The sequence below is a fragment of the Mediterranea sp. An20 genome, assembly GCF_002160055.1.
GTDB lineage: Bacteria > Bacteroidota > Bacteroidia > Bacteroidales > Bacteroidaceae > Bacteroides > Bacteroides avicola.
In genome coordinates, this window is sequence record NZ_NFJV01000001.1 from 24,359 (window position 1) to 45,372 (window position 21,014).

17 protein-coding genes and 2 tRNA genes are annotated in these 21,014 nt (G+C 57.5%); 13 read left to right on the forward strand and 6 right to left on the reverse strand.

Going from position 1 to position 21,014, the window contains the following annotated elements; all coding sequences use genetic code 11:
- Positions 1-110: 110 nt before the first annotated feature.
- Entirely contained in the window at positions 111-1,457 is a 1,347-nt protein-coding gene (gene dgt, locus B5F34_RS00095) for a dGTP triphosphohydrolase (RefSeq protein ID WP_087333780.1), read from the reverse strand.
- Between the two features lie 102 nt (positions 1,458-1,559).
- On the opposite strand from dgt, the gene dut reads away from it, so the two are divergent.
- The 4 genes from dut to B5F34_RS00115 are packed head-to-tail and all read left to right on the forward strand — an operon-like array spanning position 1,560 to position 5,674.
- Positions 1,560-1,997: a dUTP diphosphatase gene (gene dut / locus B5F34_RS00100; RefSeq protein ID WP_087333782.1), complete on the forward strand. Its 438-nt coding sequence runs from the start codon at positions 1,560-1,562 to the stop codon at positions 1,995-1,997.
- 5 nt (positions 1,998-2,002) lie between these two features.
- Positions 2,003-3,781, forward strand: a complete 1,779-nt coding sequence (locus B5F34_RS00105; RefSeq protein ID WP_087333784.1) for a tetratricopeptide repeat protein — start codon at positions 2,003-2,005, stop codon at positions 3,779-3,781.
- A complete protein-coding gene (locus B5F34_RS00110) occupies positions 3,768-4,373 on the forward strand; it encodes a DUF4292 domain-containing protein (protein ID WP_087333786.1) in 606 nt (201 codons plus the stop codon). The genes B5F34_RS00105 and B5F34_RS00110 overlap by 14 nt, the downstream gene beginning before the upstream one ends.
- Complete coding sequence (locus tag B5F34_RS00115; protein WP_087333788.1) at positions 4,370-5,674, forward strand: peptidoglycan DD-metalloendopeptidase family protein; 1,305 nt, start codon at positions 4,370-4,372, stop codon at positions 5,672-5,674. The genes B5F34_RS00110 and B5F34_RS00115 overlap by 4 nt, the downstream gene beginning before the upstream one ends.
- Positions 5,675-5,893: 219 nt before the next feature.
- On the opposite strand, the gene B5F34_RS00120 is transcribed toward B5F34_RS00115, so the two are convergent.
- Together B5F34_RS00120 and B5F34_RS00125 are read right to left on the reverse strand one after the other, a co-directional pair.
- Positions 5,894-6,967 carry a M20 family metallo-hydrolase gene (locus B5F34_RS00120; RefSeq protein WP_087333790.1) on the reverse strand — a complete coding sequence of 358 codons (1,074 nt, stop codon included), beginning with the start codon at positions 6,965-6,967 and terminating at the stop codon, positions 5,894-5,896.
- A 25-nt stretch (positions 6,968-6,992) separates the two neighbouring features.
- Positions 6,993-8,678 carry a S41 family peptidase gene (locus B5F34_RS00125; RefSeq protein ID WP_087333792.1) on the reverse strand — a complete coding sequence of 562 codons (1,686 nt, stop codon included), beginning with the start codon at positions 8,676-8,678 and terminating at the stop codon, positions 6,993-6,995.
- Positions 8,679-8,799: 121 nt separating this feature from the next.
- Here B5F34_RS00125 and B5F34_RS00135 point away from each other — a divergent pair.
- Together B5F34_RS00135 and B5F34_RS00140 are read left to right on the forward strand one after the other, a co-directional pair.
- Positions 8,800-8,873, forward strand: a tRNA-Asn gene (locus tag B5F34_RS00135).
- Positions 8,874-8,895: 22 nt separating this feature from the next.
- Positions 8,896-8,969 (forward strand) — tRNA-Asn (locus tag B5F34_RS00140).
- Positions 8,970-9,036: 67 nt separating this feature from the next.
- On the opposite strand, the gene B5F34_RS00145 is transcribed toward B5F34_RS00140, so the two are convergent.
- Positions 9,037-9,741, reverse strand: a complete 705-nt coding sequence (locus tag B5F34_RS00145) for a ComF family protein (RefSeq protein ID WP_087333797.1) — start codon at positions 9,739-9,741, stop codon at positions 9,037-9,039.
- 600 nt (positions 9,742-10,341) lie between these two features.
- On the opposite strand from B5F34_RS00145, the gene B5F34_RS00150 reads away from it, so the two are divergent.
- The 3 genes from B5F34_RS00150 to B5F34_RS00160 all read left to right on the forward strand — a co-directional run bounded on the left by B5F34_RS00150 (position 10,342) and on the right by B5F34_RS00160 (position 14,388).
- The gene (locus B5F34_RS00150; RefSeq protein WP_239448730.1) at positions 10,342-11,601 is read left to right on the forward strand and encodes a TolC family protein; all 1,260 of its coding nucleotides are present in this window, start codon (positions 10,342-10,344) and stop codon (positions 11,599-11,601) included.
- 112 nt (positions 11,602-11,713) lie between these two features.
- Positions 11,714-12,784, forward strand: coding sequence for an HlyD family secretion protein (locus tag B5F34_RS00155; protein ID WP_087333799.1), 1,071 nt, complete (start codon positions 11,714-11,716; stop codon positions 12,782-12,784).
- Entirely contained in the window at positions 12,781-14,388 is a 1,608-nt protein-coding gene (locus tag B5F34_RS00160) for an MFS transporter (RefSeq protein WP_087333801.1), read from the forward strand. Before B5F34_RS00155 ends, B5F34_RS00160 begins: the two co-directional genes overlap by 4 nt.
- A gap of 77 nt (positions 14,389-14,465) precedes the next feature.
- Here the strand turns inward: B5F34_RS00160 and B5F34_RS00165 are convergent, their stop codons facing one another.
- Positions 14,466-14,816 (reverse strand): hypothetical protein, encoded by a 351-nt coding sequence (locus B5F34_RS00165; RefSeq protein ID WP_087334263.1) that lies wholly within the window; start codon positions 14,814-14,816, stop codon positions 14,466-14,468.
- The gene (locus tag B5F34_RS00170; RefSeq protein WP_087333803.1) at positions 14,816-15,124 is read right to left on the reverse strand and encodes a septum formation initiator family protein; all 309 of its coding nucleotides are present in this window, start codon (positions 15,122-15,124) and stop codon (positions 14,816-14,818) included. The genes B5F34_RS00165 and B5F34_RS00170 overlap by 1 nt, the downstream gene beginning before the upstream one ends.
- A gap of 147 nt (positions 15,125-15,271) precedes the next feature.
- On the opposite strand from B5F34_RS00170, the gene B5F34_RS00175 reads away from it, so the two are divergent.
- The 4 genes from B5F34_RS00175 (at position 15,272) to B5F34_RS00190 (ending at position 20,967) form a co-directional block, all read left to right on the forward strand.
- Positions 15,272-17,089, forward strand: coding sequence for a DNA polymerase III subunit gamma/tau (locus B5F34_RS00175; protein WP_087333805.1), 1,818 nt, complete (start codon positions 15,272-15,274; stop codon positions 17,087-17,089).
- 131 nt (positions 17,090-17,220) lie between these two features.
- The gene (gene metA / locus B5F34_RS00180; RefSeq protein WP_087333806.1) at positions 17,221-18,138 is read left to right on the forward strand and encodes a homoserine O-succinyltransferase; all 918 of its coding nucleotides are present in this window, start codon (positions 17,221-17,223) and stop codon (positions 18,136-18,138) included.
- A complete protein-coding gene (locus B5F34_RS00185; protein ID WP_087333808.1) occupies positions 18,138-19,973 on the forward strand; it encodes a U32 family peptidase in 1,836 nt (611 codons plus the stop codon). Before metA ends, B5F34_RS00185 begins: the two co-directional genes overlap by 1 nt.
- A complete protein-coding gene (locus B5F34_RS00190; RefSeq protein WP_239448715.1) occupies positions 19,960-20,967 on the forward strand; it encodes a hypothetical protein in 1,008 nt (335 codons plus the stop codon). The genes B5F34_RS00185 and B5F34_RS00190 overlap by 14 nt, the downstream gene beginning before the upstream one ends.
- The last annotated feature ends 47 nt before the right edge of the window (positions 20,968-21,014 follow it).

The window sequence follows — 21,014 nt, forward strand, 5'->3', positions numbered from 1 at the left end:
CTGGCTCCGAAGGTACAGGAGGGATATTGCCACGGTATTTGCCGCGACCGGCAGACAGCGTAGCAGCGTGCTTCTTATATATAAGAAACAGCAGGCAGCAGGTCTGCCGGTTACGAAATCTCCGGCAGGCTGTTTCCGATGATTTTCCGGTAAAGGTCGAGGGCAAAGACATCGGTCATGCCCGACACGTAGTCCAGCACCGCCTGCACCCGTCCGTAGAGCGTAGGCGCATGGATGCTGTACTGGCTGGAGACGCGGTTGATGAGCAGCTTGGAGTAGGTTTTGTCGGGCTCGCGCACGGCATCGAGCATCAGGCCGAGCAGGGTGCTGATGATGCGGAAGCCCGCCAGTTCGATGTCGAGCACGTCTTTCGAGCGGTATATTTTCTCTTGGGCCAGGGCAGAGCAACGGGCGTAGGCCTCGGCCGGACGGGGGGCGATGTGCCGGATGAGCGGTCCGCTGAAGGTGCCGTCGAGCAGGGCGGTTTCATGGTCGAGGAAAGCAGCGGTGCATTCGCGGATGAGCAGGCCGATGACACTGGAGCGCAGGTAGGCTATCTGCTCGTTGTGGTCGTCGACGATTCGCAGCACGTCTAAGCGGTGCTGCCGACGTTCTTCGTCGAAGAAAGCCAGCAGCAGGTCTTTGGTCTCCTGCAAGGTCAGAATCTTCAGCTTGTAGGCGTCTTCGATGTCCATAATCTGGTAGCAGATGTCGTCGGCTGCCTCTACCAACCAGACCAACGGATGACGGACATAACGCAGGGGGGCATCTTGCAGCTTCTTCATGCCCAGTTCGTCGGCTATGCGGCGGAACGCCTCTTCTTCAGAAGTAAAGAAACCGAACTTCGACTTGTTGCCGGCGAGCGACGAGGCAAAGGGATACTTCACGATGCTTGCCAGCGTGGAGTAGGTCAGCACGAAGCCTCCCTTGCGCCGCCCTTCAAACTGGTGGGTGAGCAGACGGAAGGCATTGGCGTTGCCCTCGAAGTGCGTCAGGTCTTCCCACTGCGCGGAGGTCAGGCAGGAACCGTCGGGCTGCACTTCACGCAGCGACTGCCCCGCCCCTTCGGAGAAGAAGGTGGAAATGGCACGCTCGCCCGAATGGCCGAAAGGCGGATTGCCCAAGTCGTGTGCCAGGCAGGCGGCAGATACGATGGCACCTATCTCGGGCACAAAGGTATGCTGCAAAGCGGGATGACGCCCTACCAGCTGGCGTGCCACGTCGTTGCCCAGCGAACGTCCCACGCACGACACCTCCAGGCTGTGCGTCAGGCGGTTGTGTACGAAGATGCTGCCCGGCAGCGGAAAGACCTGCGTCTTGTTTTGCAAGCGGCGGAAGGGGGCGGAAAAGACCAGACGGTCGTAGTCGCGCTGAAACTCAGAACGGTTTTCGGGATGGTCCCGGTGGTATTCTTCCAAGCCGAAACGCTTGGCAGAGAGAAGAGTATGCCAATCCATAAATACAGTCTGACTGATGCTTTGTTATTATTTAACTGCAAAAGTATGATTATTTTGCTTCAAAATCCGTACTTTCGCCGGATATTTTAAAAAGAAACACTTATGCAGAACATTCCCATAGTCAACCGCTCGAAGCACCCGCTTCCCGCCTACGCCACCGCCCTCTCGGCAGGCATGGACCTGCGTGCCAACTTAGACAGTCCCATCACCTTGGCTCCCCTGCAACGCTGCCTGGTGCCCACGGGGCTTTACATCGCCCTGCCCGCCGGCTACGAGGCACAAATCCGACCGCGTAGCGGCCTTGCCTTGAAAAAAGGCATCACGGTGCTGAACTCGCCGGGCACCATTGATGCCGACTACCGCGGCGAGATACGCATCATCCTGGTGAACCTCTCCAACGAACCGTTCGTCGTCGAAGACGGGGAGCGCATCGCGCAAATGGTCATCGCCCGCCACGAACAGGCAGCCTGGCTACAAGTGGAACAACTGGACGAAACAGAACGCGGGGCCGGCGGCTTCGGACATACAGGAGAAAAATAAACAACATGAGAACTCTACGAAACATCACGCTCCGGATAACAGTCGTCCTGCTGTGGATTGCCACAGCCTGGGTGCCTGCCACCGCGCAAGACCGACCGCTCACCGAAGAGCAACAGCGCAAATATGACTATTATTACCTGGAGGCCCTACGGCTGAAAGCGCAACGGCAATACGATGCAGCCTTCGACTTGTTGCAACACTGCCTCGAAATCAACCCGAAGGCACCGTCTGCCCTCTACGAACTGGCGCAGTACTACCTCTTCCTGAAAGACGATGACAAGGCTTTGCAGGAACTGGAAAAGACCGTAACCTACGAGCCGGACAACTACTGGTACGCACAGGCACTGGCCAGCTTGTATCAGAAAGAAAATGAAACCGAAAAAGCCACGGCACTGCTGGAAGACATGGCTGCCCGCTTCACCGACAAGCCGGACCCGCTGTATAACCTGCTGGACTTGTACAACCGGGCTGAAGACTACGACAAGATGCTGGGCATCTTGGACCAACTGGAACAGCGCATGGGGAAGAACGAGGCGCTCACCATGGAGAAATTCCGCATCTACCTGCAAAAGAAAGATAACAAACGCGCCTTCCACGAAATAGAAAGCCTGGTGAAGGAATATCCCATGGACACACGCTACCGGGTGATATTGGGCGATGCCTACCTGCAAAACGGGAAGGAAAAGGAGGCCTACAACATCTACACCGAGGTGCTGAAGCAGGAACCGGACAATCCCATGGCGCTTTACTCGCTGGCCGACTATTATAAGAAGACCGGACAGGAAGAACGCTACCAACAGCAGTTGGACACTCTGCTGCTGAACCGGAAGGTTGCGTCGGACACGAAACTGCTGGTGATGCGACAGCTCATCATAGATAACGAACAGGCCGACGGCGACAGCACTCGCATCATCCGGCTCTTCGACCGCATCTTGCAAGAGGAACCGGACAATGCGCAACTGCCGATGCTCTACATTCAATATCTTTTGGCAAAAGGCATGGAAGAGCAGGCACAGCCCGTGCTGCACCAGGTGCTCGACATCGACCCTACCAACACGGCGGCACGAATGACCCTGCTGGGCGAGGCTATCAAAAAGGAAGACTACAAGGAGGTGACCCGACTGTGCGAAGGCGGAGTGGTGGCCAACCCCGACAAACCGGAGTTCTACTTCTACTTAGCCATAGCCTACAACCAGGACGAACGCAACGACGATGTCATCAGCACGTGTCGCAAGGCGCTGCAACAGGCACGCAAAGGCACCAAGAAGGAGGTTATCTCCGACTTCTTTACCATCATGGGCGATGCCTATTACGCCAAAAAGATGTCCGAAAAAGCGTATGAGTCCTACGACTCGGCCTTGGTGTACTACCCCGAAAACATCCCTGCACTGAACAACTATGCCTACTACCTATCGCTGGAAAGGCGCGACCTGGACAGGGCAGAGGAGATGAGCTACAAGACCATCAAGGCCGAACCGAAGAATGCCACCTATCTGGACACATACGCCTGGATTCTCTTCGAAAAAGGCAGATACGACGAAGCCCGCATCTACATAGATGACGCCCTGCTGAGCAACGAAGAGAAAAGCGCCGGCGTAGTGGAACACGCCGGAGACATTTACTTTATGACGGGCGACACGGAGAAAGCCGTAGAGCTGTGGAAGAAGGCCCGCGAAATGGGCATACGCACCGAAGAAATAGAGAAGAAGATTAACGAAAAGAAATATGTCCCCTACAAAGACAATGAAGATGGAGAGAAGGCCATGCAACATGACGGCAAGTAAGAACCGACGGAACGACCGACGAAACCACCCGCGGGCGTTCCGCCTGGTGCTGATGCTGGCTGCCCTGCTGGTATGCCTGGCGGGATGCAAAACTTCGCGCCGGGGTGAATCGGGATTCTCGAAGGAGAGCACCTGCCTGTCGTCGAAGGTCAAGCTGACCGTGCCCAGCAAGCAATCGGTACTGACGGTCAACGGCACCCTGAAGCTGGTGCGCGGCGAACGGATGCAGATTTCGTTTCTGATGCCTATCCTGCGCACCGAGGTGGCACGTATCGAGGTAACTCCGGACGACCTCCTGCTGGTGGACCGCATGGGCAAGCGCTACGTGCATGCCACCCGCAAAGAACTGAAGGACGTGTTGCCCCGGAAAGCCACGTTTGCCCACTTAGAAAAGCTGCTCTTTGCCGCCGCCACGCCGGAAGGCAAAACGGTGATTACGGCCGAACAGCTGGGCATTCCCTCTATCGAAGGAGGGAAAATAGAGTTCTCGGACTTCTCTACCCGGCCCATAGAACTGACACCCACCACCCTCTCGTCCAAATACCAGGAAGTGGAGTGGTATGAACTCCTGCATCTGCTGATGAGCCTATGACACGCCGATTCTTCTGCCTGCTCGCCGCCTGCTTTTGCCTGCTGGTCCCTCTCCTTGCACAGTCCAACAAGACCATCAAGGAGCTGGAAAACAAACGGGAAGAGCTGCAACGCCGTATGGCAGAATCGGAAGCCATGCTGAAGACAACCAGCAGCAACGTGGGCAGCCAACTGAAAGGACTTGCCGCCCTGACCGGACAGATAGAAGAGCGCAAGCGATATATCCAGGTGCTGAACAACGACCTGGAAACTCTCGACCGGGAACTCGCCGCGCTGGGAAGGCAAATCGTCGCACTGCAAAAGGAGCTCAAAGAGAAGCAAGACAACTATGCCGCCTCCGTGCGCTACCTGCAACAGCATCAGTCCATCGAAGAGAAACTGCTGTTTATCTTCTCTGCCAAGAACCTGGCACAAATCTACCGACGCCTGCGCTACGTGCGCGAATATGCCGACTACCAACGCAAGCAGGGGAAGGAAATCACCGAAAAGCAGAAGCAGACCGACCGGAAACGCCAGGAGGTGCTGGAAGTGCGCGAATCGAAAGGGCAACTGCTGAGGGACAGACAGAAGGAGCAGGCGGCTTTAGAGGAACAGGAAAAAGAAAAGGCATCGCTTGTGGCAGACCTGCGACGCCAGCAGAAGGGATTGCAGCAGGAACTGAAACGCCAGCGACAAGAAGCCGAACAGCTCAATGCACAAATAGACCGACTGATAGCCGAAGAGATTGAAAAGGCACGCAAACGCGCCGAAGAAGAGGCCCGACGGGAAGAAGCCCGGCGCAAGGCAGCAGAAGAGGCTGCCCGCCGACAAGCGGAAGCAGAGGCTACCGCCTCCCCAAAGCAACCGGCACCCATGGAAACCAGTACCTTGGACAGGGCCGACCGCCAGCTCTCCGGCTCCTTTGCCTCCAACCGGGGCAAGCTGCCCGCTCCTATCACCGGCTCCTACCTCATCGTCAGCCACTACGGACGCTATTCGGTGATGCGTAACGTGGTGCTGGACAACAAGGGCATCGACCTGCAGGGACAACCCGGTGCAAAGGCACGTGCCGTGTTCAATGGGAAAGTGGCTGCGGTATTCCAACTCAACGGCTTGTTCAACGTGCTGGTGCGCCACGGGGCTTACATCTCCGTTTACTGCAACCTCTCGCAGGCCCTCGTCAAAGCCGGAGACAATGTAAAGACCCGGCAACCGTTGGGTGAGGTGTTCTCCGACCCTGCCGACGGAGGGCGCACGGTGCTGCACTTCCAGCTACGCAAGGAGACACAGAAGCTGAACCCGGAACAGTGGATTGCCCGGTGATTTCCCGATGACGGCTGCCGGGTATGACGTTCGCCGGACATGGGAGGCACGGAAGGACAGCCACAAAGTCCGAAGCCCGGATAATCCGAAACCGCCACTACTATAAGAGAGGTACATTGCCAAGCAATAAGCAGCATACTGCCAGTCGACAAGCAGCGTGCTGCATCTATATAAAAAGCAGACTGCTGATTATCAACAGTCTGCCTTTCGTCCAGTCTTCTATTTCAGCGAGGTGCCATCCAGCAGTTCGATGTACATCCCGATGGCCTCTTCTATTTCGCGTACAAAGATAAATTCATCGGCTGTATGCGAGCGGCTGCTCTTGCCCGGCCCCATCTTCATGGACGGGAAAGGCATCAGCGCCTGGTCGGACAAAGTGGGCGAGCCGAAGGGGACGCGCCCCATCGCCACGGCCCGGCGCACTACGGGATGTTCGGGCGACACGTGCGAAGAACTCAGACGGAAGCTGCGGGCACGCGCCTCACACTTCAGATGCGGGGTGATGAGGTCGAAAAGCTCCCGGTTGGTATAGCACTCGTTGCTGCGGATGTCGACCACAAACGTGCAACGGTCGGGAATGACGTTGTGCTGCGTGCCGGCACTGACCACGGTCACGCTCATCTTGACAGGTCCCAGCAGCGGAGAGACCTTGGGGAAACGGTAGTCACGAAACCAGGCTATATCGTCCAATACTTTATAAATGGCATTGTCGCCCTCCTCGCGGGCAGCATGGCCGGAGCGCCCCGTGGCCGTGACGTCCAACACCATCAGCCCCTTCTCGGCAATGGCAGGCTGCATCTCGGTAGGCTCGCCCACGATGGCAAAGTCGACGGGCGGCAACTGGGGCAACACACTCTCGATGCCTCCCTGTCCCGACACCTCCTCCTCGCACGAAGCCAGAAACAGCAGGTTGTAGGGTTGGGCGGTGCGGCAGAGATGCAGGAAGGCCTGCAGCAGACTGACCACACTGGCTCCTGCATCGTTGCTGCCCAAGCCATAGAGTTTCCCGTTGGTTTCCAGCGCAGGGGTGAAAGGGTCGCGCCTCCAGCCGCTGACGGGTTTCACGGTGTCGATGTGCGAATTAAGCAGCAGCGTAGGCTTCTTCAGGTCGAACATGGGCGAAAGGCACCACACGTTGTTGCCTCGCCGCCCTGTTTCCATACCCTGGCATTCGATGTACTGTTGCAGGCAGTCGGCAGCCTTCTCCTCGTCGCGGCTCACAGAGGGGATGGCAATCAGCGATTTCAGTAAAGCTACCGCCTCGGCGGTAAGTTCCGTAAGATTTGTTTTCATTGATGCAAGTTTGAAAAAAGAGAGGTCAGATACTGTCTGTCGGCTGTTCGGGTGCGCTCAGCATGCTTCGGTAAGCGTCGGCATCGCCCAGAACCTTCACGGCCTCCTTCAGGTCGGGGTCGTCTTTCAGCTGTTCGATGATGCTTCCGCGCTGGTAGTAGTAACGCTTCACGATTTCGATGGCCAGCATGCTTTTGATTTCTTTGGCGAAATAATCCAGGTCGTGGTCGAGGTTGTGCTGCAGTTTCTTTTCCAAGGCATCGAACTCGGCAGAGGCTCCTTCCAGGTAGCCTTCAAACTCTGCCATCTCCTTCAGGCTCTTCAGCATCTTCTCGGTCTGCTGGTCGTATTTGAAATCGGCGGCCTTCACCTTTTCCTTAAAGGCGGCATAATCGGCATCGGTCACTTCAAACTGTTCGGGGGCAGGTATGCTGGCGTGCTTCAGGCAATAATCCGTGGCATAGTCGAAAATCAGATTCTCATTAACCAGATAGAACAGGATGTTGGGCAGCTTCTCGGCCTCCACCTCGATGTCGGGCGTCACGCCGCCTCCATCGCGCACGACACGCCCTGCCCGTGTGTGAAACACCGTGGTCAGGCTGTCGGGGATTCGTCCCACACTTCCGTCCTCATTGCGGTGCGTATAGTCGATGGCCTGCACGCAACGCCCGCTGGGGATGTAATATTTGGAGGTGGTCAGCTTCATGGTGCCGCCGTAGGGCAACTGGCGGGTGGTCTGCACCAAGCCCTTGCCGTAGGTGCGCGTGCCGATGATGACGGCGCGGTCGAGGTCCTGCAACGAACCGGCCAGTATTTCGGAAGACGACGCCGTAACGCTGTTCACCAGCACCGCCAGCGGTATATCCAAATCCAACGGCTCACGCAAAGTCTTGTAAATATTGCTGGACTGAGCAATCTTTCCTTTCGTCGTCACCAGCGTATCGCCTCTGGGCAGGAAGAAGTTGGCAATCTCCACCGCCTCGTCCAGCAATCCGCCGCCGTTGTTGCGCAAGTCTATCACCAGCGAGGCAATGCCCTGCTTCTTCAGTTCCAGGAAAGCCTCCTTGAACTCCTGCGACGGATTGCCCGAGAAGGTGCTGAGGTTGATGTAGCCGATGCTGTCGCCCACCATACCGTAATAAGGGATGATAGGCAACTGGATGGAGCGCCGCACCACATCGAACTCCAGCGGTTTCTTCGTGCCCGGACGCTGCACCTTGAGCTTAAAGCTGGTTCCCACCTGTCCGCGCAGCAAGGTGCTGACATCGGGATTGCCCTTCAGGTCCTTCCCGTCAATCTCCAGCAGCACGTCGCCGGCCTTCAGTCCCACCTCGGCGGCAGGCATTCCCTCGTAAGGCTCGGCAATCACCGTATATTGTGTCTTGGGCGAATAACGGATAATGGAACCGATGCCCCCATAAGAATTCTTCAACATCTGCTCCAGCTCACTCTGGTCGTCTTCGGGATAATATTCGGTATAAGGGTCCAGCGAATAAAGCATGGCATCGATTCCCTCGCGGATGGTTTTATTGGGGTCGATGGTGTCTACATAGAACAAATCCAATTCTTTTACAATGGAGTTGAATATATCCAGATTCTTCGCAATCTGAAAACTCCGGCTGTCAGCACTTGCAAATCCCCAAAGGGCTACTATTCCTACAGCTGCCAGCAGCCCTAAAATGGCTCTGCGAACCTTGAAAAATCGTCTCATATCGTACTTTTTTAGTGGTAAAATCGTTTATTTCGTCTTTTTTCGCGAATTTTTCCGCAAAGATATTGCATATTTCAAAATATCCTATTACTTTTGCACCGCATTTGAGAAAAAACAACACTCTTCGTTAGCTCAGTCGGTTAGAGCATCTGACTGTTAATCAGAGGGTCCTTGGTTCAAGTCCAAGACGAAGAGCTCTTTATGCCAAATGCAATATTCTTCGTTAGCTCAGTCGGTTAGAGCATCTGACTGTTAATCAGAGGGTCCTTGGTTCAAGTCCAAGACGAAGAGCAGAAAAAGAGGAGAGCCGCCGCTTTCCTCTTTTTTTGTATGCGCCCTTGCCCAGGCAGCCTCCCCTTTAGCTGCCCGCCACAGCCAGCGTCAGCACACTGACCTGCACCCCTTCCACTCCGTCCAGGGCATCGGCACAGGCTGTGACCGTGGCTCCCGTAGTAAACACATCATCGACAATCAGGACGTGTTTGCCCTTAAAGGCTTCGGGAGCATGTAAGGAAAAAATGCCCGCCACATTGTCCTGACGCTCCATCACCGACTTGTGGGTTTGCGTGTCTGTGTCTTTATCGCGCGTCACCGACTTCCCGTCGACCGGAATGCCGGTAACGGCCGACAGTCCCCGTGCCAGCCATTCGCTCTGGTTATAGCCCCTGCTCCGCTGCTTGCGCGGGTGAAGCGGCACAGGCACTATCACATCGACACCTTCGAAGAAACCGGAAGGCATGAGTTCGGCAGCAGCTTGCTTGCCCAAAGACAAGGCTATGTCTTTCCGGCCCTTATACTTCAACAGATGCAACACTGAGGCATAGCTCCCGCCCCGCCGGTAATAGACATAGGAAGAGGCACGCACCAGCGGCATCTTCGCCCACAACGCACGCTCCACGGGATTGTCCGGCTTCAGGTGATAGCCCGTACGGGGCAAGTCCATATTGCACCTGAGACAAACCACTTCCTCGCCTTCTTGCAGGGTATTGCCGCACACCACACAGCAGCGGGGCACCAACAGGCGCCACAAAGAACAGAGCCAGATTCTACCGATTTTCCACATATTAATATATATGTATGCAAAGATAAAGGATTCGGCCCGAATAACGGCAGGAAACAGGAAATCTTATTTGGGCACGGCTTGGTAACCGACCCGTAACACCGATGAAGACTATCTGACACGGAGAACCGCCGGCCTGAAGCGCACCGCAGTCGGCAACATAGGCGTGCGCCACAAACTCTGAACCGAAAAGACCGGCAGACACGCGGACAGGCAAAGCCTTATCGCCCCCGACGGGAAACGCTTGGCAGCACGGTGGAAAAGGCGCCCCGCCCTGCTGGAAAGCGCTGCGCGGGAAACCCATGCGCAAGGGAAAGTATAATTAACGATAAAGATTATATACCGCTCAACCAACCGCAACGAGGGCTATACGGACCGGCAGTCCTCACGCGAAGAGGATGCCGGCGTTTTTTTGCAGGCAGACCGCAACCCGGCATTTGCTTATCTGACGCAAAAAACGTAACTTTGCAGCCACAAAAAGATGGAAGGGACCCGACACGTAGCGAATACGCGCCTCCCGACAATCAGGATAATGACAAAGATATGGTTAAGAATCACATTCAGCAAACCTTACTGCACACTTTCCTGCTGCTCTTGCTGCCTATGCTGACACACGCCCAGACCGACACCCTGACACTAAGCCTGGAGCAACTCTTCGGACAAGGAATGGAGCACAGCCTGCAACTGGAGGCCGACCGGCTGCAAGAACGCATGGCAGGCGAACGCGCACAGACAGCCCGCAAAAACTTGCTGCCCGACATACAAATCGGACTGCGGGGGGCCATGACAGGACAGCCTGTCGTGTGGCAAAGAGGCTTGTCGGAACCTACACGGCCCGACGCTCCGGACTGGCAGCAGAATTATGCCGCCGACTTCACCCAACCGCTCTACCAAGGAGGAAGGCTGCGATATGCCATCCGGCAAAGCGACCTGCAAAAAGAAGCGGCTGCCCTGCAAACGGCTACCGACCAGGCCGACATCAAACTACAGCTGCTGCAACAGTACCTCAACCTATTCAGCCTCTACAAACAGCACCTGGTGCTGAAACGAAACATTGATGAGTCGGAACGACGGCTGATTGACATCCGACGCATGAAGCGCGAGGGACTGATAACCAACAACGACGTGCTGCGCAGCGAAATGCAGCTCACCGACAACCGGCTGTCGCTGCAACAGACGGAAAACGACATCAGCCTCGTATCCAGACAACTGAATATCTTGCTGGGAATGGACGAAGACTTGCTGCTCTACCCCGACACGACCTTGCTGCAACAGGCCTACGCCCCCGAACCTTGCGAAGACTACATCGCACAGGCCTACGGCAACGACCCGGCCATGCTGCTGCTGAAGAAACAGACCGAACTGGCACAGAACGATGTCCGACTGACTCGTGCCGAACTGTTGCCCCGACTGTCGCTCTATGCGTCGAACACCTTGGCACGGCCGCTCTCGCGCACCTTGGACGACCTCTACAACAACACGTGGAACGTCGGGCTCACACTCTCGTATCCGCTCTCTGCCCTCTACCGCAACAAACACCGGATAAACGAAGCACGACAGGCCGTGGAACTGCGACGAAATGCCGAAGCACTGAAGCAGCAGGAGATACGGATGACCGTGCACAATGCCTACCTGCGGCACCAGGAAGCCGTGGAACGGGTAGAAGCCTTGAAGCTGTCGGTGAAGCAAGCCAATGAGAACTACCGCATCATGCGCAACCGGTATCTCAACCAACTGGCTATCCTCACCGACCTGCTGGATGCTGACAACCTGCGCCTCAACGCCGAACTGCAACTGACCACGGCACGCACGCAGGTAATCTACACGTACTACGAACTGCTGCGCGCAGCCGGAAAACTGTAGGTCTGGGAAAAAGAAGGAAACCGGACGCCCTCTCAACGGGACGGAAACGGCTTCGCACACCAATTTCTAATGCTTAAAGTTTACTACTTACTACTTAACACGTAAATAAATAATGCCCTCTACCCTCGAAATGCGCTACCGACGTTTGAAAAAACGCAAGCGCCGCAACATCATCCTCAATACGGTATGCCTGCTCATTGCAGGCTCCGGACTGATATGGACCGTGACTTACTTCTGGCGTTACGTCAACTATGAGATTACCAACGACGCCTTCATCGACCAATACATCGCACCGGTCAACGTGCGGGTGGCAGGTTATGTGCGCGAGATTCGTTTCAAAGAACATCAGTTCGTACACAAAGGCGACACCCTCGTCGTGCTGGACGACCGCGAATACCGCATCCGTCAGAAAGAAGCCCGTGCCGCCCTGCTCGACGCTCAAGGTTCCGAGGGGGTGCTGCACGCAGGCATCGAAGCCTCACAGATACATATTGCCGAGCAGGAAGCCAACATTGCCGAAGCCAGGGCTATGCTGTGGCAGGCCGAGCAGGACTTCTACCGCTACAAGCGGCTGTTGGAGGAAGAGTCGGTGCCCCAACAGCAGTACGAACAGGCCAAAGCCAACTACGAAGCCGCTCAGGCGCGACTGGAGGCTTTGCTGCGCCAGAAGGACAGCGCACACTCGCAATACACCGAGACCAGCAAACGGCAGGTAAACATCGAGGCAGGCATACTCCGAGCCGAAGCGGCCCTCGATTTAGCCAACCTCAATCTGTCGTACACCGTGGTGACGGCGCCCTACGACGGATACATGGGACGGCGTACACTGGAAACCGGGCAGTACGTAGCTGCCGGGCAAACGCTGTCGTACCTGGTGCGCCAGACCGACAAATGGGTGACTGCCAACTACCGCGAAACACAAATAGCCAACATCTTCATCGGACAGGAGGTGCGTATCAAGGTAGACGGACTGCCGGGAAAGGTGTTCCGCGGACACGTCACCGCCATCTCCGAAGCTACCGGCTCGAAATATTCGCTGGTACCCACCGACAACTCGGCGGGCAACTTCGTCAAGGTGCAGCAGCGCATCCCCGTGCGCATTGAGTTCGACGACGTGTCGGCCGACGACATGAAACAGCTACGCGCCGGCATGATGGTAGAGACGGAGGCTCTGAGGCAATGAAGCTCACCCTGCAACAACTGGACATCCCGCTGCGCCGCGGACTGCCCGACTGGGTAGGCATCGCTGCGGTGTTTCTCATCATGCTGCCGGTCACCATGCTCAACGGCACCTACACGGGCAGCATGGTCGAGGTATCCAACACGCTGGGCGCCTATACCGAAGACATCACCATCGGGTTCTACGCCGCAGCCGCCGGCATGGCCGTGGCCTATCCCATCGTACCCAAAATACTCAACGCCTTCAGCAGCAAGTCGCTCCTGCTGGTCGACCTGACGCTGCAATTCCTGCTCAGCTGGGTGTGTGCCCGCTCGAACAGCACGGACCTGATGATTGCCTTCAGCTTCTGCATCGGTTTCCTCAAAGGCTTCCTCATGCTGTGGATTATCCGGCGCATCAAGCTCATATTCAGTCCCGGCGACGTGCGCAGCGAGTTCTACGCCTACTTCTACCCCCTGGTGTTCGGCGGCGGACAGGCTTCGATGGTCATCACCGCCCTGCTTGCCTACCACTACGACTGGAAATACATGTATTACTTCATGATGATGCTCCTCATGCTGGCCATCCTGGCAGTCATCCTGCTCTTCCGCCACGACCGCCCCTCGAAGGGTATTGCCCTGAAAGAGCTGCACATCCGCGAGATGGTCATCGTATCTACCGGCCTGCTGATGTTGGTCTACGTCATCACTTACGGCAGGATACTCGACTGGATGGCTTCGCCGCGCATCAACCTCTACATCGTGCTCGGCCCGCTGCTCATCGGCCTGTTCCTGTGGGAGCAGTTGCGCGCACCCTCGCCCTACGTCAGCCTCAAGCCCCTGATGCAGTGGAAAGCCATCCTGGGTTACTTCTACATGATACTCATCATGTTGTTCAGCACCTCCACCAGCCTGCTCACCAACTACATGACCTCCATCCTGCGCGTAGACAACACCCACACCTACACGCTCTACGTCTGGTTGCTGCCGGGCTACGTGCTGGGCGCCTTCCTCTGCTTCTGGTGGTTCCGCTGGCAGCGCTGGCGCTTCCGCTTCCTCATTGCCGGAGGCATGGCCTGCTTTGCGCTCTTCTTCGGGCTGCTCTACTTCACCATTTCGCCGGACAGCCGCTATGAGATGCTCTACCTGCCGCTCTTTCTCCGCGGATTGGGCATGATGGTGCTGCTCATTGCCTTCGGGCTCTTCGTGGTAGAAGACCTGCAGCCGAAGTACATGCTGAGCAACGCTTTCTTCCTCATCAGTTTCCGCGCCGTGCTGGCACCCGTGCTGGCCTCGTCGCTCTACAGCAACTGGCTCTACCACCTGCAACAGCGTTACCTGAGCGACTTGAGCGAGCACTTCACGATGGTCGACACACTGGCTGCCTCGCGCTACACGTCGTCGCTCACGGGCAACATCGCGGCGGGACACGGCATCAACGAGGCCATGCAACTCGCCACCAACACCCTCTACACGACCTTGCAGCAACAGAGCACGCTGCTGGCGCTGAAGCACATACTGGGTTGGCTCACCGTCATCACGGTGGTCATAGCGGTGGTGTCGCGCTTCATTCCGTTCCACAAGACCATCCGCGTGCCGGTCATCCACACGGGCGAAGACATGGTGTAAGGATTTCATATAGCGAAGCACCCTGCTGCCGGGCGCGTGGCAGCGGGGTAACAAGCGCGTGGCAATAGGGAGGGAATCTAACGCTTCTTGCTCATCTCTTTCTCCACCTCCTGCGGCAGGCGGATGGCGGTGAACAACTGGAACACGGCGGCGAGGGTGAGCGACACAATCCACTCGTTGCCGCGGAGGTAGAGCATGAGCGGACCGGTGGCCACCAACAGCAGGGCGCCCACTATCTGCTGGAAACGCAGACGGCGGATGACGGGACTGCTGCAGCCCACGGGCGTGAACACCTGCGACACCAGCACCAGCAACGAGCCGGTAATCAGCAGGTAGGGAGAAAGATACCAGCCCGTGATGTGGGCGGAAGCGCCGGCAAGGGACATCAGTGCCCCTACGGCAAAACAGGCGGGAAGCAGTTTCTTCATCATTCGGCTACGTCTCCTTCAAATACATAAATATCTTCGTTGGGCTTCTTCATGAAGTATTTCTCGCGGGCGATGCGCTCGATGGCACCCGAATCGATGAGCAGTTCGTTGAGGCGCTCGGTGCTCTCTTCGTACTCGGTGCGGTATTTGTCAATCTCTTCGAGCAGGCGGCTTTCTTCGCGCGCCAGGCTGATGCGGCGCAACAGGCTGTTGCGGTCCAGGAAGCCGATGACGACAAAGGCAACGGCCAGGGTGATGAGGTATTTGTGGCGGCCCACAAAGTCCCAGAGTGATATTAACTTGTCCATCTGGTTAATGGTTAGTGGTTAATGGTTAATGATTAATGATTAGTGGTTAATGGAATTTGTCCCCACAAAGATAAAACGAATAACTGAGATATTGCTTTTTTTTGCTTACATTTGCACACTTATCCAAGCCAATTGAACCGACCGTATATGGAGAACTATATCGTATCTGCCCGCAAATACCGCCCTGCCACGTTCGAATCGGTGGTGGGGCAACATGCACTGACCACCACGCTGAAGAACGCCATCGCCACCGGCAAGCTGGCACACGCCTACCTGTTCTGCGGCCCGCGCGGCGTGGGCAAGACCACTTGTGCGCGCATCTTCGCCAAGACTATCAACTGCCTGCATCCCACGGCCGACGGCGAGGCGTGCAACGAGTGTGAGTCGTGCGTGGCCTTCAACGAACAGCGGTCGTACAACATACACGAACTGGACGCGGCCTCCAACAACTCGGTGGACGACATCCGCCAGCTGGTGGAGCAGGTGCGCATCCCGCCCCAGATAGGCAAGTACAAGGTCTACATCATCGACGAGGTGCACATGCTCTCCACCTCTGCCTTCAATGCCTTCCTCAAGACGCTGGAGGAACCGCCCCACCACGCCATCTTCATCCTGGCCACCACCGAGAAACACAAGATTCTGCCTACCATCCTCTCGCGCTGCCAGATATACGACTTCCAGCGCATCGGCGTGGAGGACATCGTGGCGCACCTGGCTTACGTGGCTTCCAAAGAAGGAATCACCGCCGAGCCCGAAGCCCTGAACGTCATCGCCCTGAAGGCCGACGGCGGCATGCGCGACGCCCTCTCCATCTTCGACCAGGTGGTGAGCTTCACGGGGGGGCACATCACCTACCGGCAGGTGATAGAGAACCTCAATGTGCTGGACTATGAATATTACTTCCGGCTGACCGACCAGCTGCTGGGCAACAAGGTGAGCGACGCCCTGCTGCTGTTCAACGACGTGCTGAACAAGGGCTTCGACGGCAATCACTTCATCACGGGACTTGCCGCGCACTTCCGCGACCTGCTGGTGAGCCGCGACCCTGTCACACTGCCGCTGCTCGAAGTGGGCGCATCTATCCGCCAACGCTACGGCGAACAGGCGAAACGGTGCCCCCTGACGTTCATCTACCGAGCCCTGAAGCTGTGCAACGATTGCGACCTGAACTACCGGGCCAGCCGCAACAAACGGCTGCTGGTGGAACTGACGCTCATCCGGCTGGCACAACTCACGACCGAAGAAGAGGAGGTGCCGGGGGGGCGTAAGCCCCAATCCGACCTGAAACCCATCGCCCCCGCCACGCAGCCGGCTGCCCCACGGCCTGTCACGCAACCGGCTCCGGCCCCACAACCGGCTCCGCAACCGGCCCCGGCACCCGCACGGCAAGCCACGCACGCACAGCCTGCAACGGGACAGGCGGCCGCCGCGCACGTGGCGTCGGTGCTCAACGCTCAGCGGACCGAGGAGAAGAAAATACCGGTCGTGAGCAAAGGCGGACTGGGCATCTCCATCCGTCACCGGCAGACGGAAGAGAAAACCGCCACTGCCACCCAACCGGCTGCCGACATCCAGGCACCGGAACCGATGCCCGAAGAAGATTATATGTTCAATGAACGCGATGTCAACTACTATTGGCAGGAGTATGCGGGACGTCTCCCGCAAGAGCAGGTGGCCATCGCCAAACGCATGCAGAACATACACCTGACCATGCTCAGCGACACCACCTTCGAAGCCGTGGTCGACAATTCCATCGTGGCCAAGGAATTCACCGACCTGACACCCGTCATCCAAAACTACCTGCGCACCCGGCTGAAGAACCGCAAAGCCACGCTCAGCGTGCGGGTCAGTGCCCCCACGGAGAAGGTACGCGCCTATGGACGCAACGAGCAGTTCCAGATGATGGCCGAGAAGAACCGGGCACTGCTGGAACTGAAAGACGAGTTCGGACTGGAGTTTGCGTGACGGAACCGGGCAGAAACAGACAGCGGAAAACAAAGGTAAACCGAATATCCGACAAGTTTCTGCCTCCGGACCGTGCAAGTCTGTGCAATTTTCACTAACTTTACGCCCCGAAATCAGAAAAACATAGACCCATGCCACTGAAACTACCCGATAAACTCCCTGCCATCGAACTGCTGAAGCAGGAAAACATCTTTGTGATGGACACGACACGCGCCACCGGACAGGACATACGCCCGCTACGCATCGCCATCCTCAACCTGATGCCGCTGAAGATTACTACCGAAACCGACCTGGTGCGGCTCCTCTCGAACACGCCCCTGCAGGTGGAAATCTCGTTCATGAAAATCAAAAGCCACACACCCAAGAATACGCCCATCGAACACATGAAGGCTTTCTACACCGACTTCGAGCAGATGCGGCACGAGAAGTACGATGGCATGATTATCACCGGTGCACCCGTGGAGCAGATGCCTTTCGAAGAGGTGAGCTACTGGGACGAGATTACGGAAATCTTCGACTGGGCACGTACGCATGTCACCTCTACGCTCTATATCTGCTGGGCGGCACAGGCAGGACTGTATCACTTCTACGGGGTGCCCAAGTATCCGCTGCCGCAGAAGATGTTCGGCATCTTCCCACACCGTGCCCTGCAACCGCTGCACCCCATCTTCCGCGGCTTCGACGACGTGTTCTTCGTGCCCCACAGCCGACATACCGAAGTGCGGCGCGAAGACATCCTACGCGTACCGGCTCTCACCCTGCTCGCCGAATCGGAAGAGTCGGGCGTGTATCTGGTGATGGCGCGCGGCGGTCGGGAGTTCTTCGTGACGGGCCATTCGGAATACTCGCCCCTGACGCTCGACGGCGAATACCGCCGCGACCTGGGCAAGGGACTTCCCATCGAAATGCCGCGCAACTACTACGTGGACAACGACCCGCAGAAGGGTGTGCGCGTCAGCTGGCGTGCCCATGCCAACCTGCTGTTCTCCAACTGGCTGAACTACTTCGTTTATCAGGAGACGCCGTACAACGTCAATGAGATTGTCTGATGAAGATACAACGGAAAATAGAACTGCTCGCACCTGCCAAGAACTTGGCGTGCGGACTCGCTGCCGTAGACCATGGCGCCGATGCCGTCTACATCGGTGCCCCGCGCTTCGGGGCACGTGCCTCCGCTGGCAACTCGACGGACGACATCGCCCGACTGGTGGAATATGCCCATATATATAATGTGCGCGTCTATGTCACCGTCAACACCATCCTGCGCGATGAAGAACTGAAAGACACGGAACAGCTCATCGGCGAACTGTGGCGCATGAACGTAGACGCTCTCATCGTGCAAGACATGGGCATCCTGCGGCTGGACATCCCGCCCATCCCCCTGCACGCCAGCACACAGATGGACAACCGCACGCCGGAAAAAGTACGTTTCCTCGCCGACGAAGGCTTCCGGCAGGTGGTGCTGGCACGCGAACTTTCCCTGCACGAAATACGACGCATCCACGACGCTTGCCCGCAAATGCCGCTTGAAGTATTTGTGCACGGTGCCTTGTGCGTAAGCTACAGCGGACAGTGCTACGCCAGCCAGGCTTGCTTCGGGCGGAGCGCCAACCGCGGCGAGTGCGCCCAGTTCTGCCGCCTGCCCTTCACGCTGACCGATGCCGACGGACGAGTGGTGGTGCGCGACAAGCACCTGCTCTCGCTGAAAGACCTTAACCAGAGCGACCGACTGGAACAACTGCTCGACGCGGGTGTGTCGTCTCTCAAGATAGAAGGCAGGCTGAAAGACGAGGCCTATGTCAAGAATGTCACCGCCGCCTACCGCCGGAAGTTGGATGACATCCTGGCCCGACGGACGGAATACGTGCGTGCCTCGTCGGGCACGTGCCGCTACAGCTTCGTGCCGCAGTTAGACAAGAGCTTCAGCCGGGGATTCACGCACTACTTCTTAGAGGGACGCGGCGAAGAAGTGGCCTCTTTCGACACCCCCAAATCGCTGGGCGAAGAGATGGGAAAGCTCAAGGAACAACGCGGCGGCTGGCTGAGCGTGGCAGGCGTGAAACCATTCCACAACGGCGACGGCGTATGCTTCATTGACGGGCAAGGCCGCCTGCAGGGGTTCCGCATCAACCGGGTGGAGGGTAACCGGCTCTATCCGGCAGGCGAGGTGCCCCGCATCAAACCCCACACAACCCTGTTCCGCAACTTCGACCAGGACTTCGAGCGACTCTTGGCGCGCAAGTCGGCCGAGCGGAAAATCCGTATGCACTGGACGCTGAGCGAGACCGACACGGGCTTTGCCTTGGCTGCGGAAGACGAAGACGGGTGCCGCGCCGTGCTCTCTTTCGCCTACCCCAAAGAAACAGCACGCACCCCACAGACCGCCCACCTACGCACCCAACTCTCCAAGCTGGGCAACACGCCGTTCGAAGCGGACGGAGAACCGGAACTGCGGCTGACGGGCGAATGGTTCGTGCCCGCTTCGGTGGTGGCCGACTGGCGCCGACTGGCGGTCGACCGGTTGCTGAGTGTGCGCCGCGCCACGTATCGCCGCGAAATAGCCGTGCGGCATCCGGGCAAGCAACCCTTCATGCAGACCACGCTCACCTACTTGGGCAACGTGATGAATGCCGAGGCGCGCCGTTTCTACTTAGACCACGGCGTGCGCCAGGTGGCCCCTGCCTACGAGGCCCAGGCCGTACGCGGAGCCGTACTGATGTTCTGCCGGCATTGCCTGCGCTACAGCATGGGCTGGTGTCCGGTGCATCAGAAAGGGAACTCCCCCTACCGGGAACCTTACTACCTGCAGGCTTCGGACGGGAAACGCTTCCGGCTGTCGTTCGACTGCAAGAACTGTCAGATGAAAGTCTATGCGGCTGAATAAAATACACAGAAGAATCTGGCCGGGGGCATGCCGCCGGTGGCACGGGCTGTGGGTGTGGTGCCTGCTGCTGGTGCTGGTCTCCTGCCATTACACTCCCCCCGTCCCGGCAGACGAATGGCCGGACGAAACCTCGCGCGACTCGCTGGTCTGCCTGTACGAACACCACTACACGTGGAACACCAACTTAGTGCTGCACGCCGACTCGGTGCAGTTGGTGGCGCTGCCGCTCAAAGAAAGCTTCAACACCTTGTATCAGGGCGACCGCGTGGTGGTGGCCGAATTTGCCGTGCATCCGCAAGACCCGGTAGACAGCATCTGGGTGAAGCTGGCCCACTCGCAGGAGGTGCAGGGCTGGCTGCGTGAATGCGACCTGAAGGAAGCCTTCATGCCCGCCGACAGCATCTCGCAAGCCATCTACCTCTTCAGCCACACCTACGTGCCCTACTTCGTGGCGGTATGCGCCCTGTTCGTGGTGTTCTGGCTGGCACGCATGCTGCGCAGGCAACCCGCCCGGCGCCGCGGACTGGCGGCTGTCGACAGCCTGTATCCCCTGCTGCTCTGCCTGCTCATGGCTTGCTGCGCCACCCTCTACGAGTCGATGCAGGTCTTCGTGCCCGACACGTGGGAACACTTCTACTACAACCCCACGCTCTCGCCCCTGCACGTACCCGGCGTGCTGTCGCTGTTTCTGCTGTCGTTCTGGCTGTTCATCATCGTGCTGGTGGCAACGGTCGACGTGCTCTTCCGCCGCCTGCCTTTCGTGCAGGCGCTCTATGCCCTGCTGGGACTGTCGGCTGCGTGCATCTGCTGCTACTTCTTCTTCATCCTCACCACCGGCCTCTACGTGGGCTATGCCTTCTTGCTGGCCTTCATCATCTGGTTCGTCCGCAGCCTCTTCCGCTCGCTCCACACCTCGCGCTACCGTTGCGGCAACTGCGGCGAAGTGCTGGCGCGGAAAGGCATCTGCCCCCACTGCGGCGCGGTGAACGAGTAAGCCCCGGACCGGCAGTTTTTGCTCATTTCCGAATTAAATATTATTTT